This window comes from Curvibacter cyanobacteriorum, from assembly GCF_028649475.1.
GTDB lineage: Bacteria > Pseudomonadota > Gammaproteobacteria > Burkholderiales > Burkholderiaceae_C > Curvibacter > Curvibacter cyanobacteriorum.
This window is the reverse complement of sequence record NZ_JAQSIP010000009.1, coordinates 153791-166504: the sequence shown is the minus strand read 5'-3', so window position 1 is coordinate 166504 and position 12714 is coordinate 153791. Positions and strand designations below refer to the sequence as shown.

Here is a 12714-nt window from a genome sequence, read left to right as displayed (position 1 = left end):
CCGCCCATGGATTTCAAACCCCTTGTGACCTTGCTGGCCATCGTCAACCCGTTGGCGATCGTGCCCTTTTTCATCCACTACACCCAAGACTTCACGCCGGCCCAGCGCCGGCGCACCATCGTCATCGCGTCGTTCAGCACCTTTGCGGTGATCGCGATCAGCGCCATCCTGGGCCTGCAGATCCTGGATTTCTTCAGCATCTCGCTGCAGAGCTTCCAGGTCGGCGGCGGCACCTTGCTGCTGATCGGCTCGATCAACATGCTCAACGCACAGCCTGCCGAAGCCAAGTCGAATGCCGACGAGGTCAGCGATGCCGCCGCGCGCGCCTCCATCGCCGTGGTGCCGCTGACCATCCCGCTGCTGACCGGCCCCGCCACCATGTCCACCGTGGTGATCTACGCCGACAAGGCGCACACCTTCTGGCAACACGCGGCCCTGGTGGGCTACGGCGCGGTGATCGCGGCGGCCACCGCCATGTGCTTCCTGCTGGCCGAGCCGATCGCGCGCGTGCTGGGCAAAACCGGCATCAACGTCATGACCCGCCTCATGGGCTTGATCCTGGCCGCGCTGTCGGTCGAGGTGATGGCCGACGGCCTGGGCAAGCTGTTCCCGGCCTTGCTGGGGCGCTGAGGGCGCTCGGCGCGGGCCTGACCGGGCCCGCTCATTGACCTTGGTCAAGGAAGCGCCAAGCAGGCCAGCGCGCGGGCGAGGCCCTCCCTAGAATCGATTTCAGGCCCCTGCAGACCCGCCAGCCCGCCGCGGCTGCGCCCCCGGATCCCGTGTCCTGCGAGGGCCTGAGCCCTCGATTCCAGGACCCTTTTCATGCAGAAACTCTCCATTGGCACCCGGCTCGCGCTCGGGTTTGGCCTCCTCTTGTTGCTGACCTTGCTCAACACCGGCCTGGGCAACTGGCAATTGCAGACCGCCACCGAATCCACCCAGGCCATCATCGACCAGCCGCTGAGCAAAGAGCGCCTGATCTCCGACTGGTACCGACTGATCCACACCGCGGTGCGCCGCACCACCGCCATCGCCAAGAGCAGCGACCCCTCGCTGGCCACCTTCTTTGCCGCCGAGCAAAAGGAATCCGCTGCCGCTACCACCGCGATCCAGAAGCAGGTCGAAGGCCTGATGGTCACCAGCGCGGAAAAGCAGTTGTTCGCCGACATCTCCGAGCTGCGCAAGACCTACGTCGCCGCACGCGATGAGGTGATCCGCCTGAAACGCGAGGGCCAGCCCGCCGAGGCCGACAAACTGCTGGAGAACGCCTTCCTGCCGGCCTCCGTGCGCTATGTGGAGCAGGTCAAAGCGTTGCTGGAGATGCAGCGCACCGCGCTGGACCAGGCCGCCGCGCCGATCCGCGAGGCCAACGACCAGGCGCGCCATGCCATGTGGCTGCTGGGCGCCCTGGGCCTGGCCGCGGGCGTCACCTGCTCGGTGCTGATCACGCGCAGCATCACGGCCCCCATGGGCCGCTCGCTGCAGGTGGCGCAGCAAGTGGCCTCGGGCGACCTCAGCCCGCTGCCCGCCCACCTGCACGACAGCCGCGAAGCCAGCGACACGCGCGACGAATCGCGCCACCTGCTGCTGGCCCTGGGCACCATGCAAGGCTCGCTGACCCAGGTGATCCAGGGCATCCGCCAGGCCGCGGACAGCATCGCCACCGCCAGCGCCGAGATCGCCAACGGCAACCACGACCTGTCGGTGCGCACCGAGCAGACCGCCACCAACCTGCAGTCCACCGCCTCCTCGATCGAGCAGCTGACCGGCCACGTGCAGCAAACCGCTCAGGCCGCGCGCAGCGCCAGCGACCTGGCCTCACAGGCCACCGAGGTGGCGTCGCACGGCGGCGCCGTGGTGGCCCAGGTGGTCAACACCATGGACGCCATCAACGCCAGCTCCCGCCGCATTGCCGACATCACCGGCCTGATCGACAGCATCGCCTTCCAGACCAACATCCTGGCCTTGAACGCCGCCGTCGAAGCCGCGCGCGCCGGTGAACAAGGGCGGGGCTTTGCCGTGGTGGCCAGCGAGGTGCGCACCCTGGCCCAGCGCAGCGCCGAGGCGGCGCGCGAGATCAAGAGCCTGATCACCAACAGCGTCGAACGCGTGGAAGACGGCACCCGCCAGGTGCACGAGGCGGGCCGCACCATGGAAAGCATCGTGGACGCGGTGCAGCGCGTGACGGCGGTGGTCAATGAGATCGCCAGCGCGGCCCAGGACCAATCGCAGGGCATTGCCCACGTCAACCAGTCGATTGGCGAGCTGGATCAGATGACGCAGCAGAACGCCGCCCTGGTCGAAGAGTCCGCCGCTGCGGCCCAAAGCCTGCGCGAGCAAGCCGAGCGCCTGACCCAGACCGTGGCCACCTTCACCCTGGGCCCAGGGGCCGGCGGCGTGCGTGCGCCTCGGCCGGCGCAGGCGCTGCTGAGCGCCTGACGGTGGGGGGCATGGCGCGTGACAAGCGTGCTCAGGCACGCCCCGTGCCCCGCCCAGCAGCCCACAACCGCCCCGTCAAGCCGGCGCCATTTGACGCAGCGCAAACATTGCGCATGACCCCGCCGACGGCCTGTGGCCACTTGACCTGACGCAAGGCCTCAACCAGGCGGAACGACTTTAATCAAGTCACGGGGGCCGTCCCCGGTGATGTAAGAGAGAACACCATGAAAAAGCAAGTGATGGCTGTCGCCGCCCTGTGTGCCCTGATGTCTGGCGCTGCCTTCGCCCAGCAAACCGAAGGCCCCTGGATGGTCCGCGCCCGTGCCGTGAACCTGCAAAGCGCCAACGGCGACACGACCGGCCTGGGCCTGTCGACCAACAACAAGTGGCTGCCTGAAGTCGACTTCACCTATTTCTTCAACAAGAACATCGCAGCCGAGTTGATCCTGACCGTGCCGCAAAGCCAAACGCTGTACGCCAAGGGCACCGCCATCGGCTCGTTCAAGCACCTGCCGCCGACCCTGACGCTGCAGTACCACTTTGACGCACCGGGCTTCAAGCCCTACGTTGGCGCCGGCATCAACTACACCCGCCTGAGCAGCATCAAGCTGCCGGCCGGTGTGAGCGCCGACAGCAGCAGCTTCGGTCCGGCCCTGCAAGTGGGCGTGGACATCCCTGTGGGCAAGAACATGTACGTCAACTTCGACGTCAAGAAGGTTTACATCCGTACGGATGTGAGCGCCGCTGGCAGCAAGTTGGGGACCTTCAAGGTGGACCCCCTGCTGGTGGGTGTGGGTCTGGGCTGGCGTTTCTAAACCAATCGCCTCAAACGCCCAGTTTGGAGCCAGCAGGTCGCAAGCCTGCTGGCTTTTTTATTGGCCGTCGGATCTGAAAACCGGCACCCTGACCGCGAGCCCGCGCGCCGCACAGTCACCCGCGCGGCGCATCCCGCCAGCCTGCCTGGCTGCCGAGGCCCTGGCGCTCAGGCGGGCAGCTTGAGCTTTTGCAGCGGTCGGTCGATCCACCAGACGAACGCGGCCGACACCAGCAAACTCGCCAGCAGCGACACGGCGGCAAAGTCCAAGGGGCGGTCTGCGCCCCAGCGCAACAGGAACACCGCCCCCACCGTGGTGTGCACCAGGTACAGCGGGTAAGACAGGTCGCCCAGCCACTTGTCCGTCAGGCCCGTGCGGCCACGCGCCAGCGACAACACGACCCAGGCCGACAGCAGCACCGACAAGCCCAGGCCATGGGTCCAGGGCCAATAGGGATCGCGCAACCAGTAGGCGCCATGCAAGCACCAGACCAGGACGCTGAGCCGCGGCATGGCCCAGCGCTGCCAGGCGTCGCGGTAGTGGCAGACCAGCGAGCCCGCCGCGAACGGCATCAGGCCGGTGGCAAAGCCCACGTAGCGCGGCACAAAGGAGTCGGTCGAGAAGCCAAACTGCACATTGGCAAAGAAGGCCACCGCCAGCCCCAGCCAGGCCGCACTGCGGCTGCGCGCGAACAGGGGCATCAGGGCGTAGGCCCAGACTTCCACAAACAAGGCGCCGGCCACCGGCACCGGCAGGCCCGGGGTGGGCAGCCAGGGGTTCATGGTGATGGCCGCCAGCCAGTTGCGCCAGCCTTGCGGAAACTGGAACTGGGGGTTCAGCACCGCCGGGTTGATGCCCTGCCGGCCCAACCACCACAACAGCGCCAGGCCCGCCAGCGAGGCCAACACATACGAGGGGTAGATGCGCAGAAAGCGGTTGAAGGCATAACGCTTGAGCCCCGCGGCTTCAAAGCCGTAGCGCTGGCTCAGCACAAAGGTCATGAGGTAGCCGCTGAGGACAAAAAAGCCCCACACCGCGTACGCGGCCGGGCCATGGATCATGTCGGCGTACAGGTGCGACACGGCCACCAACAGGGCCAGAAAAAACCGCCAACTGCCCAGACCCAAACCCATTGCAACCCCCGCATCAGAAAGGGGTGAAAGGTATCACAAGCGGCTGCGGCGGCCGCTCACCGTGGGGTCAGCGCCAGTGCGGCAACGGCCCAGAACCCGAAACCGGCCTCAGTGGGTGGCCAATGCGTCCTCGGGGGTGTCGGAACAGGTGGCGCCGCCGCAGCCGTGGATCACGGCCCCCGGCAGCGCCTCGGGCGCGGCCACCACGCCCGTCAGCGGGTCGTAGCCGACACGGCGCAGGTGCAGGGCCAAGGCCGCGTCCATCGACTGCGCATGCTGGGGGAACCAGATCGCCAGTTCGGCGGCCATCTGACGCACCACCGCCAAGTCACCGGCGGCCCCACGCACGGCGCCCTCGCGCATCACCTGCAGCACCACCTTGTGCTGCACGCTGTGGCAGTTAGAGGACGAGAACCGGGTGTCCTGCATCCACTGGTCTTCCCGCCCAAAGTGGTCGTCGGTGTGCTCGATCAGGGCTTGCCAATGCGCCAGCAACTGCTCGTCAGGTGCCTCGCGAACCACGGCCAGCAGGTCGACAAACTCACGGTGGGTGTCGTCCATGAGGGGAAGGTCAAGCGACAGGGCGTCGCTCCAAACGAGCTGGGTCATGCGGTTCTCCGAGGGTGGCAAGCGCCGCAGCTTAAGCGGCCCTGTGTCGGCCCCGCTTGATCCAGGTCAGGCTCTGCGCAATGCCGCAGCGCGCCAGCTCAGGGCTTGCGCGGCGGGCGCTTGGCCAGCGAGGGCGCGGCCTTGAAGGGCCAGGCCACGGCGGCCTGGGCCCAGGCAGGGGCGGCCACCGAGGACGGCGCGGGGCGTTGCGGGCTGGGGGCGTTGGCCGACGGGTTGGCGGCGGCCGGGGGATGGGGCTGGTCGGCCGAGACCGGCTTCGGATGTGACATGGGGCTCCCTTGGAGTGCGCGGCCCGGGGCGGGCCAACAAGCACGGTGGTCCAGCCACCGGCTGGCCACCTTTTTGCTCACTCAACGAAGTGGATCCCTCTGCGGTTGACGCCCCGGGGTCGGCGCCAGCGCAAAAAATGAAAAATCGCCCACCAGCCGGTCACCATCCGCCCAGGCTGCCGCACCGGGGTGCCAGCCAGCGAAGGGCGCCAGCGTCGGCGCAGCTCTGATCCGGTGGATGGGCCGGGGCAGAACCGCCGCGGGCCAGGCCGGCCCGCCCCGGGCGCGGGGCCCTGTGGGCCGGCGCGGAGCGCCTCAGGGTTTGGACGGCGCCGCGTCGATCCACTGTGCCAGGTCTTGGGCCAGTTGGTCGGTGGCCTGGGTCAGCGCGATCACCCCGCCCGGGGCATCTGGGCTGAGCGCCGCCTGGCGGGTCACAAAGACGCGCTGGGCCAGCAGGGTCTCGCCAGCCGGCCGACTGTCCAGCAAGGTGGCGCGCAGGCGCACCAGGGCCGAGCTTTGCTGCGGCTGGTCAAACACCTGGCTGAACTCCTCCAGCTCGAGGCGCAGCACGCGCAGCGACTGGCCCTGACTGCGCTGCAACGCCGCGCCTTCGGTGGGGCTCATGACGGCGCGCTGCAGGCTCAGGTGGTCGCGCAAACGCAGGCGCACCAGCTGGGCCGGGGGCAAGGTCCAGCGGGCCTGGGCATAGGGGCGCAATTGCTGGTCACCGGTGTAGGCCAGCCGGTACAGCACCATGCTGGAGCTGTCCAGCCCCCCCGAGGGTTCAAGGTCGGCGATCACCAGCACCGCCTGGCCCAGGGCGGGTCGCGGCGCGGGGGCCGTCATGGCCCCGGGGCCAAAGTCATACTGGGTCGGGCGCACCGGGTGGTCTGGCATCACCGAGCAGGCGCCCAGCCCCAGCACCAGGGCCGTCAGGCCCACCAGACGACCAGCGCGAGACAGCGCCGGCGACACCCCCACCGCCCGCGCGGGCTGGGACCAAGACAACAGAGAAAACAAAGACATGGGTTCGTGCTCCTAAAGCCGATCTCAGGGCCGCGCGGCAGCGGGGGGCGGGGTGAAGCCGGGTTCGCCCGGGCCTGGCAGCATCTGTCCGGACCCGAACAGCAGCGACTGGGGGTTGTCGTTGAGGCCGGTCACCGTGCGGCCCAACAGGCGCGCGGTGCGGGAGGCGTCTTCTGTCACGCGGTTGATGCGCGGCAAGGTGGTGGTGCCCAACGTGTCGATGACGTGGGAGAAGGCGTCGGCGCTCTCGGCGATGCGGTCCAGCGGGCCGTTGCGCTCGTTCAGGCGCTGCGCGGTCAGCGTGATAGCGTTCGACATGCGCCCCACATCGGCGGCGTTGGTCTGCAGGGTCTTGAGGGTCAGCGTGGCCTCGTGGGCCAGCGCCGGCACGGTGGCCAAGGCCGGGTCCAGCCGCGCCTGAACGGTGTGGTTCAGGTTGGCGGTCAGCTCGGCGGTGTTTTCGGAGACCTTGGCCAGGTTGCTCAGCATGAGCGACAGGCGGCGCTGGTTGTCGTCCGACAGCAGCTGGTTGATGCGCACCGTGGCCTCGTTGATCTGGGCCAGCAACTCGGGCGCCTGCTCGGTCATCTTGCCCAGCTGCGACGTGACCAACGGCAGGCGCGGCAGACCGTCGTCGCCCGAGGGATGCGGCTTCTGGGGCTCGCCCGAGTCGTTGAGCAACACATAGGCCAGACCGGTCACCCCCTGGTAGGCCAGGGTGGCGTAGGTGGTCGAGCTGATCGGGGCCTTTTCGTCCACCTGGATGCGGATCAGCACATTGCCTTTGGCCTGGTGGTCAAAGCTGATGGTGGTGACCTTGCCGACCGACACCCCTTTGTAACGCACCGCGGCCTGCGGCTGCAGGCCGGTGATGGCATCGGCGCTGGAGAGTTCGTAGGTCTGGTACTGCCCCTTGTCACGGGTCAGCCAAAGCACCAGGGAGACGAGCAACAAGGTGATCACCAGCACAAAAGTGCCGGCGGCCAGGGCGTGAGATTTATTTTCCATGAGCGGATCCTTGGCAATTCAGGGCTGAGACGGAGCGGGAGCGGAGGCAGGCGCCACAGCGGCCATCGGGGTCATGGCCCGACGTCCGCGCTCACCCTGGAAGAAATCGTGAATGAAGGGGTGCTGGATGCGCGCCACCTCGGTCGGGGGGCCGGTGAACAGCACTTTCTGCTCGGCCAGCACCGCCACCCGGGACGACAGGGTGAACAGGGTGTCCAGGTCGTGGGTGACCATCACCATGGTGATGCCCAGCTCGGCGTGCAGCGAATGCAGCAGCTCGCAGAACTCGTCGGAGGCATGGGGGTCCAGACCGGCGGTCGGCTCGTCGAGCAGCAGCAGCGGCGGGTCCATGATGAGCGCCCGCGCCAGGGCGACGCGCTTGATCATGCCGCCCGACAGGTCGGAGGGGCGCTTGTTGGCATGCTGCGGCCCCAGGCCGACCATCTGCAGCTTGACGTAGGCCGCGGCCCGCACCAGGTCGTCGGGCAGCGTGCCCAGCTCGCGCAGGGGGAAGGCGATGTTGTCGAGCACGCTGAAGGCCGAGAACAAGGCGCCCTGCTGGAACAGCATGCCGACCCGGCTGGCGGCGCCCTTGCGCCCCATCTGGGCCGCGGGCTGCCCCAGCACCACGACCGTGCCCCGCGCGGGGTGTTCGAGGCCCAGCATCTGGCGCAGCAACACCGTCTTGCCGGTTCCGGATCCCCCCACCAGGGACACCATTTCGCCACGCTCGACGGTCAGGGCGAGGTCGCGGTGGATCACGACGGGGCGGTCTTCAGGACCAAACTGGGTCCACAGGCCCCGGATCTCCACCACCGGGGGCGGCGTGCCCGGGGCACGCGCGGCGGCGGACGGCTGGACGGTTGGCTGCATCATCAAATCCCCACGTCCCTGAACAAAATGGCAAACAGGGCGTCGACCAGGATCACCACCGTGATGGCACTGACCACCGACGACGTGGTGCCCTGCCCCAGGCTTTCGGTGTTGGGCTTGATGCGCAGGCCGTAGTGGCAGCCCACCATGGCGATCAGGATGCCGAACACCGCGGACTTGGCGGTGGCCAGCACCACGTTGGCGGGTGCCACGGCGGCCGGCAGGGCCTCCATGAAATAGGCCGGGGTGACGTTCAAGGCCAGGTCACTGGCCAGCATGCCGCCGGCCAGCGAGCACAGCGAGGTCCAGACCGAGATCAGCGGCATGGCAATCGCCAGGGCCACCGCCCGGGGCATGACCAGACGGAAGCCGTGCGAGATGCCCATCACCCGCATGGCGTCGAGTTCTTCGGTCACCCGCATGACGCCAATCTGTGCCGTGATGGCCGACCCCGAGCGCCCCGCCACCAGGATGGCGGCCAGCATGGGGCCCAGCTCGCGGATCAGCGAGATGCCCAGGATGTTGACGATGAAGGCCTCCGCGCCAAACTGGCGCAGCTGCAGCGACATCAGGTAGGCGAGCACCACGCCGATCAAGAACCCCACCAGGGCCGTGATGGGCAAGGCCGTGGTGCCCATCTGGTAGAGGTGGCCGGAGAGATCGCGCCAGGGGCCGTCCTGCGGTGAACGGAGCCAGCGGTACAGGTCCAACAGCAACTGCCCCTGCATGCGCAGGTAGTCGGTGGCGTGCTCGCCGCCTTCGATGACCCGCTCGCCCAGGCGGTCCACCCACAGGCCCCAGCCGCCCTCGCGGGCGTTGGCCTTAACCAGGGCCTCGGGGGTCAGCGCCAGCTGCGCCACCCGCTCCAGCATCTGTTGCTGCAAGTCGGTGGTGGCCAGTGCGGCCGGCCATTGCTGGCCCCACTGACGCCACAGCAACTGGGCGCCCACATGGTCGAGTTGCTGCAACTCGCGCAGGTCCCAACGCTGCGGGGCCTGGGCACGGCCCTGGCTGCGGGCCAACTGCCCGAGCAGGGCTTTGGCGGCGTGGCGGTCCGCCAACGCAGCGGCGGTCCAGTCGCCCTGGGGCACGCCGCACAGTCCCTCGGGCAAAGTTCGCAGCGCCAGGCTCGGCAATGAACGCGAAAGTTCAGTCAAGGTGTGATCAATGGTTGGGTTGGCGGGTTACGGCGGCCATCCTAACTTGACCCTTCACAGGTCAAGGCCATGCACGCCCCTCCAAGGTAAGCAAACATGACGCCATTTACAAACCCGGGCGCCTCAGGACTGGGTGGGCCAGACCGCGGCCAGAGCCACGAGGGCGCTGCTGACCAGGGGATCGGCGCGGCGCCCCTCTGCAAAGACAAACCGAAGTTCACAATCGAGTTGCACCGTATCGGCGATCACCAGGCCACGGGCCTGGCTCTCGCGGATGGCGATCGAGTCACGCACCAGGCTCAGGCCGACGCCCGAACGCACCAGGTCCAGCATGGTGGCCTCCTGGTCCACCAGGGCCACGCGGCGCGGCTCCAGTCCGCTGACCGAACCCGGGCCAAACACCTGGGCCTGCAGGCGGTGGTGCACCGAGGCCGCGGGCGTGGCCAGCCAGGGCAATGCCGCCAGGCCTTTCCAGTCGCGCCCCAGCACCTGGGGGCCCCAGCCGGCCGGCGCCAGCACCCGGTAGCTGAACCGGGCCAGGCTGAGCTGGGCCAGGGAGGGGTCGGCCGGCGCCGCGGGCGCGTCGAGGTAGAACCCCACATCCAGCGACTGACGCGCCACCCCCGCCCAGACATCGCCGCTCATGGCCTGCCGCAACTCGGTCTGGATCTGCGGCGAGGACTCGGCCAGGGCCTTGAGAAAAGCCCCCAGCCGGGTGAACTCCGGGTCGAGGATGGTGCCAATGCGCAGGGTGCCCCGCACCGTGCTTTGCAGGCGTTGCACGGCCTGGGCAAAATCCTGCAGCCCCCCGAGCGCGCGTTCGGCCTGCGGCAGCAGCGCCGCACCGTCGGGCGTCAGCGTCAGGCCATGGGGGGTGCGGGTGAACAGGCTCAGACCGGTGGTCTGGGCCAGGCCCTTGAGTTGCAGGCTGACGGCCGGCTGGGACAGGTGCAGGCGCTGGGCCGCGCGCGACACATTGCCCTCCCGCGCGACGGCCAGAAAAGCGCGCAAGGTCTGGGGATCGGGAAGCGGTGGGAGGGACACAACAGGCTCGACTGATATTTGCCTTGTTTATAGGACAGTTTTGAATAAATCATTGGATCGCCCTCGACAAGTCGAGCAAACTGCCGTCCAAGCCCTCCACCTCGCCATGAGGTGAACAAATACGACAAGCCCCTGGAGACCCGCCCGATGAGTGCCCCTTCACCCCAAGCCCCGGCCAGCGCTGCCGCTGAGACCCAGTTCGACTACATCGTGGTGGGTGGGGGCACGGCGGGGGCCTTGATGGCCAACCGGCTCAGCGCCCTGCGTGGCAAGCGCGTGCTGCTGATCGAGGCCGGCCGCCGCGACGACTACCACTGGATCCACATCCCGGTCGGCTACCTGTATTGCATCGGCAACCCGCGCACCGACTGGCTCTACCAGACCGAACCGGCCGCCGGCCTGAACGGGCGCACGCTGCGCTACCCCCGTGGCAAGACCCTGGGGGGTTGCAGCAGCATCAACGGCATGATCTACATGCGCGGCCAGGCGCGTGACTACGCCCAATGGGCCGACCTGACGGGCGACGACAGTTGGCGCTGGGAACAGGTGCTGCCGCAGTTCATGAAGCACGAGGACCACTGGAAGCTCGACACCCCGGGCCAGGCCCCGAGCGGCTTTGCCCAATGGCACGGCCACCGCAACCAGGGCAGCACCGGCGAGTGGCGGGTGGAGAAGCAGCGCCTGCGCTGGGACGTGCTGGACGCCTTTGCCCAGGCCGCGCAGCAGGCTGGCGTGCCCGCCAGCGACGACTTCAACCAGGGCAACAACGAGGGCGTGGGCTACTTCGAGGTCAACCAGAAAAGCGGCTGGCGCTGGAACACCGCCAAGGCCTTCCTGCGCCCGACCTGCTATGGCCGCGCCAATTTTGAGCTGTGGACCAGCGCCCAGGTGGCCCGCCTGCTGCTGGAAACCCAGGCCGATGGCAGCCGCCGCTGCACCGGGGTGCAGGTCTGGACCGGCACCGAGATGGTCACCGCCCAGGCCTCGACCGAGGTGGTGCTGTGCGCGGGCAGCATTGGCAGCCCGCAGATTCTGCAGCTCTCGGGCATCGGTCCGGCCGAGCTGCTGCAGGCCCGCGGCGTGACCCCCCTGATCGACCTGCCCGGTGTGGGCCAGAACCTGCAGGACCACCTGCAAATCCGCACCGTGTTCAAGGTGCAGGGCGTCAAGACCCTCAACACCCTGGCCAACAGCCTGTGGGGCAAGGCCCTGATCGGGCTGGAGTACGCGCTCAAGCGCAGCGGGCCGATGAGCATGGCCCCGAGCCAACTGGGCGCCTTCACGCGCAGCCGGCCCGACCTGGCCCACGCCAACCTGCAGTACCACGTCCAGCCGCTGAGCCTGGACGCCTTTGGCGAGCCCCTGCACACCTTCAACGCCTTCACGGCCAGCGTGTGCAACCTCAACCCCAGCAGCCGCGGCACGGTGAACATCAAGGGCCCGCGCTTTGACGAGGCGCCCGCCATCGCGCCCAACTACCTCAGCACCGACGACGATCGCCAGGTGGCGGTGGACAGCCTGCGCCTGACGCGCCGCATCGTGGCCCAGCCGGCGCTGTCGCGCTACCAGCCCGAAGAGTTCAAGCCCGGCACGCAGTACCAGGCCGACGGCGATCTGGCGCGCCTGGCCGGGGACATTGCGACCACCATCTTCCACCCCGTGGGCACCACCAAGATGGGCCGCGCCGACGACCCGATGGCGGTGCTGGACTCGCGCCTGCGCCTGTTCGACGGCCCCGCCGTGCCGGGGCAGGCGCGCCGCACCGTGGCAGGTCTGCGCGTGGTCGACGCCGGCGCCATGCCCACCATCACCAGCGGCAACACCAACAGCCCGACCTTGATGATGGCGGAGCGCGCGGCCGCCTGGATCGCCGCCGAGGCCTGACGCGACCCCGCCCAGGCGCCTGTGCGGCCGGTCTGTGGTGACCGGCGGCGGGTCAGTGCCGCGGTCTCAGCGCAGGCCGCCGATGTAGCGGGGGGCTTCCGGGTCGGGGCTGACAGGCTCGTTGCGCACCGCGCCCCCCACCCATGCGCGGCCCAGCCCCGGCAGCGCGGACACCGGTTTGGCCGGCGCGGGCTCCCAGCACTGGGCCAGTTTGTCGGCCCACTCGGCCAGGTCGGCGTGACCGCCTTCGGCCGCCGCCTGGCGGGCCAGGCGCACCATGGCCGCGGCGTACTCGGCGTTGCTGGCAAGCCATTCGGTGTCGGTGACGCGGCCCACCTTGCGCCGCATCAAGACATGCAGATGGGCGGCGATCGCCAGTTTTTCACTCGCAAGCATGGGCCGATTCTCCGTAAGAAGACAAAACAGGGCCTGA

The 12714-nt window shown here is 68.6% G+C and carries 13 protein-coding genes; 4 read left to right on the top strand and 9 right to left on the bottom strand.

The window, feature by feature from the left end:
* The first annotated feature begins 6 nt into the window (after window positions 1-6).
* The 3 genes from PSQ40_RS17670 (at window position 7) to PSQ40_RS17660 (ending at window position 3254) form a co-directional block, all read left to right on the top strand.
* Window positions 7-630 carry a MarC family protein gene (locus PSQ40_RS17670; protein ID WP_273953206.1) on the top strand — a complete coding sequence of 208 codons (624 nt, stop codon included), beginning with the start codon at window positions 7-9 and terminating at the stop codon, window positions 628-630.
* 192 nt (window positions 631-822) lie between these two features.
* Window positions 823-2439 carry a methyl-accepting chemotaxis protein gene (locus PSQ40_RS17665; protein WP_273953205.1) on the top strand — a complete coding sequence of 539 codons (1617 nt, stop codon included), beginning with the start codon at window positions 823-825 and terminating at the stop codon, window positions 2437-2439.
* Window positions 2440-2663: 224 nt separating this feature from the next.
* Entirely contained in the window at window positions 2664-3254 is a 591-nt protein-coding gene (locus PSQ40_RS17660; protein WP_273953204.1) for an OmpW/AlkL family protein, read from the top strand.
* A gap of 167 nt (window positions 3255-3421) precedes the next feature.
* Here PSQ40_RS17660 and PSQ40_RS17655 read toward each other — a convergent pair whose 3' ends face one another.
* The 8 genes from PSQ40_RS17655 to PSQ40_RS17620 form a co-directional block, all read right to left on the bottom strand.
* Window positions 3422-4387, bottom strand: a complete 966-nt coding sequence (locus tag PSQ40_RS17655) for an acyltransferase family protein (RefSeq protein WP_273953203.1) — start codon at window positions 4385-4387, stop codon at window positions 3422-3424.
* Window positions 4388-4495: 108 nt separating this feature from the next.
* Window positions 4496-4996 carry a hemerythrin domain-containing protein gene (locus tag PSQ40_RS17650; protein ID WP_273953202.1) on the bottom strand — a complete coding sequence of 167 codons (501 nt, stop codon included), beginning with the start codon at window positions 4994-4996 and terminating at the stop codon, window positions 4496-4498.
* A gap of 98 nt (window positions 4997-5094) precedes the next feature.
* Window positions 5095-5286, bottom strand: coding sequence for a hypothetical protein (locus PSQ40_RS17645; protein ID WP_273953201.1), 192 nt, complete (start codon window positions 5284-5286; stop codon window positions 5095-5097).
* Between the two features lie 315 nt (window positions 5287-5601).
* On the bottom strand, window positions 5602-6315 hold the full coding sequence (locus PSQ40_RS17640) for an ABC-type transport auxiliary lipoprotein family protein (protein ID WP_273953200.1): 714 nt from the start codon (window positions 6313-6315) through the stop codon (window positions 5602-5604).
* Between the two features lie 24 nt (window positions 6316-6339).
* On the bottom strand, window positions 6340-7323 hold the full coding sequence (locus PSQ40_RS17635; RefSeq protein WP_273953199.1) for an MlaD family protein: 984 nt from the start codon (window positions 7321-7323) through the stop codon (window positions 6340-6342).
* Window positions 7324-7341: 18 nt separating this feature from the next.
* The gene (locus PSQ40_RS17630) at window positions 7342-8196 is read right to left on the bottom strand and encodes an ABC transporter ATP-binding protein (RefSeq protein ID WP_273953198.1); all 855 of its coding nucleotides are present in this window, start codon (window positions 8194-8196) and stop codon (window positions 7342-7344) included.
* Window positions 8197-8198: 2 nt separating this feature from the next.
* Window positions 8199-9353: an MlaE family ABC transporter permease gene (locus PSQ40_RS17625; RefSeq protein ID WP_409338616.1), complete on the bottom strand. Its 1155-nt coding sequence runs from the start codon at window positions 9351-9353 to the stop codon at window positions 8199-8201.
* A 123-nt stretch (window positions 9354-9476) separates the two neighbouring features.
* On the bottom strand, window positions 9477-10364 hold the full coding sequence (locus PSQ40_RS17620; RefSeq protein WP_273953197.1) for a LysR family transcriptional regulator: 888 nt from the start codon (window positions 10362-10364) through the stop codon (window positions 9477-9479).
* Window positions 10365-10544: 180 nt separating this feature from the next.
* On the opposite strand from PSQ40_RS17620, the gene PSQ40_RS17615 reads away from it, so the two are divergent.
* Window positions 10545-12281 (top strand): GMC family oxidoreductase, encoded by a 1737-nt coding sequence (locus tag PSQ40_RS17615; protein WP_273953196.1) that lies wholly within the window; start codon window positions 10545-10547, stop codon window positions 12279-12281.
* 66 nt (window positions 12282-12347) lie between these two features.
* Here the strand turns inward: PSQ40_RS17615 and PSQ40_RS17610 are convergent, their stop codons facing one another.
* Entirely contained in the window at window positions 12348-12677 is a 330-nt protein-coding gene (locus tag PSQ40_RS17610) for a hypothetical protein (RefSeq protein ID WP_273953195.1), read from the bottom strand.
* Window positions 12678-12714 lie beyond the last annotated feature (37 nt).

What these genes read in the sequence shown, in the direction of transcription:
- PSQ40_RS17645 (WP_273953201.1), bottom strand. Translation starts at nt 5,286, where the DNA reads ATGTCACATCCGAAGCCGGTCTCGGCCGACCAGCCCCATCCCCCGGCC.
- PSQ40_RS17650 (WP_273953202.1), bottom strand. Translation starts at nt 4,996, where the DNA reads ATGACCCAGCTCGTTTGGAGCGACGCCCTGTCGCTTGACCTTCCCCTC.
- PSQ40_RS17610 (WP_273953195.1), bottom strand. Translation starts at nt 12,677, where the DNA reads ATGCTTGCGAGTGAAAAACTGGCGATCGCCGCCCATCTGCATGTCTTG.
- PSQ40_RS17655 (WP_273953203.1), bottom strand. Translation starts at nt 4,387, where the DNA reads ATGGGTTTGGGTCTGGGCAGTTGGCGGTTTTTTCTGGCCCTGTTGGTG.
- PSQ40_RS17665 (WP_273953205.1), top strand. Translation starts at nt 823, where the DNA reads ATGCAGAAACTCTCCATTGGCACCCGGCTCGCGCTCGGGTTTGGCCTC.
- PSQ40_RS17630 (WP_273953198.1), bottom strand. Translation starts at nt 8,196, where the DNA reads ATGCAGCCAACCGTCCAGCCGTCCGCCGCCGCGCGTGCCCCGGGCACG.
- PSQ40_RS17670 (WP_273953206.1), top strand. Translation starts at nt 7, where the DNA reads ATGGATTTCAAACCCCTTGTGACCTTGCTGGCCATCGTCAACCCGTTG.
- PSQ40_RS17615 (WP_273953196.1), top strand. Translation starts at nt 10,545, where the DNA reads ATGAGTGCCCCTTCACCCCAAGCCCCGGCCAGCGCTGCCGCTGAGACC.
- PSQ40_RS17640 (WP_273953200.1), bottom strand. Translation starts at nt 6,315, where the DNA reads ATGTCTTTGTTTTCTCTGTTGTCTTGGTCCCAGCCCGCGCGGGCGGTG.
- PSQ40_RS17635 (WP_273953199.1), bottom strand. Translation starts at nt 7,323, where the DNA reads ATGGAAAATAAATCTCACGCCCTGGCCGCCGGCACTTTTGTGCTGGTG.
- PSQ40_RS17660 (WP_273953204.1), top strand. Translation starts at nt 2,664, where the DNA reads ATGAAAAAGCAAGTGATGGCTGTCGCCGCCCTGTGTGCCCTGATGTCT.